Annotated in this window: 2 protein-coding genes; both read left to right on the top strand. The window is 70.0% G+C overall.

Annotated features, from left to right (window positions below; genetic code table 11):
* Positions 1-1,995, top strand: a 1,995-nt coding sequence (locus AC1DZ6_RS22785) for a hybrid sensor histidine kinase/response regulator (protein WP_477099391.1), incomplete at its 5' end; no start/stop codon positions are given.
* A 172-nt stretch (positions 1,996-2,167) separates the two neighbouring features.
* Positions 2,168-2,809, top strand: coding sequence for a glutathione S-transferase family protein (locus tag AC1DZ6_RS22780; protein WP_477099390.1), 642 nt, complete (start codon positions 2,168-2,170; stop codon positions 2,807-2,809).
* The last annotated feature ends 70 nt before the right edge of the window (positions 2,810-2,879 follow it).

Here is a 2,879-nt window from a genome sequence, read left to right as displayed (position 1 = left end):
CTGGGCGACATCCTGGGCCTGATGACCATCACGCCGTGCCTGCTGGCCCTGGTCCGCGTGCGCCGCTACCTGCGCGAACGCCCCCTGTCGGTCAGCGGCGTCGCCTGCCTGCTGCTGCTGCTGGCGGTGACCATCGGCGTCTTCACCCAGCGCCGGCCGCTGCTGTTCGTGATCCCGCCCGTCATGCTGCTGGTCGCCTGGCGTCTGGAAGTGCTGGGCGCGGCGCTGAGCGCGACCCTGGTGGCCATCGTGGCGGTGATCTTCACCATGGCCGGCCAAGGCCCGATCACGCTTCTGCCCTCGGGCTCACCCGACCAGGCGATCGTGCTGCAGCTGTTCCTGGCCGTGGCGATCTTCATCAGCCTGCCCGTGGCCTCGATCCAGCGGCACCGCCGCGAGATCCTCCAGGGCATGACCGAGGCCAACGCGGCCGCCGCCCGCAGCGAGGCGCGCTTCCGCCAGCTGGCCGAGAACGCCCAGGACATGATCGTCCACAGCAATCTGCGCGGCATCATCCAGTACGTCTCGCCCGCCAGCGTCGCCATGCTGGGCTACACGCCCGAGGAACTGGTCGGTCGCGAGGGCATGACCACCGTGCACGAGGAAGACCGCGAGGCCATCCGCGCCATCGTCGTCGAACAGATCGCCCACATGGCCGCCCATCACGACAACGGCCCCACGCGCGTCGAGTATCGGGCGATCCGCAAGAACGGCCAGGTGATCTGGCTGGAATCCCGCCCGGGTCTGCAGCGCGACCCGCTGACCGGCAAGGTCACCGGCATCACCGACATCGTCCGCGACGTCACCGAACAGAAGGCCATGGAGCGCCAGCTTCGCGAGGCCCGCAACGAGGCCGAGGCCGCCGCCGCGGTGAAGGGCGAGTTCCTGGCCAATATGAGCCACGAGCTGCGCACGCCCCTAACCTCGGTGCTGGGCTTCGCCCGCCTGGTCGACGACGAGCCGGACCTGTCGCCCGACGCCCGCCGCTTCATCGGCCGGGTGCTGAGCGGCGGCAAGGCGCTGCTGACCACCATCAACGACATCCTGGACTTCTCGAAGCTGGAGGCCGGCCAGCTGGAGCTGAAGCTCGAGCCCGTCGCCCCCGCCCAGCTGATCGAGGAGGCGCTGGACCTGTTCTCGCTGGAGACCGGCGTCCGGGACGTGGCCCTGCGCACCGAGGGCCTGGCCGACTTGCCCGCCGACCTGCTGATCGACAGCGGCCGCCTGCGCCAGGTGCTCCTGAACCTGATCGGCAACGCGGTGAAGTTCACCGAGGCCGGATCGATCACCGTCACGGCCGCCTATGACGAGGCCCACGAGCGGCTGAGCGTCTCGGTGCTCGACACGGGTCCGGGCATCGCCTCGGAAGACGTCGACCTGCTGTTCCGCCGCTTCTCGCAGGTCGACGCCGGCCTGACCCGCAAGCATGGCGGCACGGGGCTGGGCCTGGCGATCTGCAAGGGCCTGGTCGAGGCCATGGGCGGCCAGATCGGCGTCGTCAGCATTCCAGGCCGGGGCGCCTGCTTCAGCTTCGACATCGTCGCGCCCTCGACGGCCCGGACCGACGCCCGCGCCGCGCAGGACACGGTCGTGTCGCTGTTGCCGCCCGCCTGCCRGGTGCTGATCGTCGACGACAATCCGGCCAACCGCGAGCTGGTCAACGCCATCCTGACCGCCATGGGGGCCGAGGTGGCCGAGGCCGTGGACGGCGAGGAAGGCGTGGCCGCCGCCGCCGCCCGTCCGTTCGACGCCATCCTGATGGACCTGCGCATGCCCCGCCTGGACGGCGCCCAGGCCGCCCTGCGCATCCGCGCCGAGGGCGGACCGAACGCCGGCACGCCGATCATCGCCTTCTCGGCCGACGCCCGCCCCGGCGGTCCCGGCGGGGTGTTCGACGGATCGGTGTCCAAGCCGATGACCGCCACCAGCCTGGTCGATGCGCTCAACACCGCCATCGCCGCCGGTCCGGCCAAGGCGCTCGAGCCATCCGCCTGAGCCGAGGCGCTCGAAGAACATCGATTGCCGAGATTGCGCGCCTGGACGCGCGCGCTAGGATCGCGCCCTTCGTGAGAGCGTGACAGCCGAAAGTGGATGCCGGTCTCGGCGCCCGTCACGCTCTCCATGTTTGAACGAGCCTGTCCTCCGGACAGGCTTCGGAGGGCCATCCATGAGCGACGACCTCGTTTTCTACACCAACCCGATGTCGCGCGGCCGCATCGCCCGCTGGATGCTCGAGGAGACCGGCGCGCCCTATCGCACCGTGGTGCTCGACTACGCCTCGTCGATGAAGGCGCCCGAGTATCTGGCGGTCAATCCGATGGGCAAGGTGCCGGCCATCACTCATCGCGGCGTCACCGTCACCGAGGGCGCGGCGATCTGCGCCTATCTGGCCGACGCCTTTCCGGAAGCCGGTCTGGCACCGCCGGTCACTTCGCCTGAGCGCGGGACCTATTACCGCTGGCTGATGTTCGCCTGCGGCCCGGTCGAGGCGGCGGTGACCAACAAGTCGCTGGGCGTCGAGGTACCGCCCGAACGCCGCGCCTCGGCCGGCTATGGCTGCATCGAGGACACCCTGAACGCCCTGGAAACGGCGGTCAGCGGCAAGACCTATATCGTCGGCGACAGGTTCTCGGCCGCCGACGTCTATGTCGGCTCGCAGATCGGCTGGGGCATGATGTTCGGCTCGATCGAGAAACGTCCGGCGTTCGAGGCCTACTGGGCGGGGATCAGCCAGCGCCCGGCGGCCAAGCGGGCGTCCGAGATCGACGACGCGCTGATCGCCAAGGCGAAGGAAGCGGCGGGGGCCTGACGCCCCCTCCGTCACGATGCGTATCCGCATCGCGCCACCTCCCCCGCTTKGCGGGTGAGGTGGATACGGC

It is taken from the genome of Caulobacter sp. P1_B12_2, from assembly GCF_056406675.1.
Note: the sequence above shows the minus strand (reverse complement) of the source record. Positions and strands in the feature narration are given on the sequence as shown.

Bases quoted from the DNA above. Each gene is read 5' to 3' on its own strand.
- AC1DZ6_RS22780 (WP_477099390.1), top strand. From the start codon at position 2,168: ATGAGCGACGACCTCGTTTTCTACACCAACCCGATGTCGCGCGGCCGC.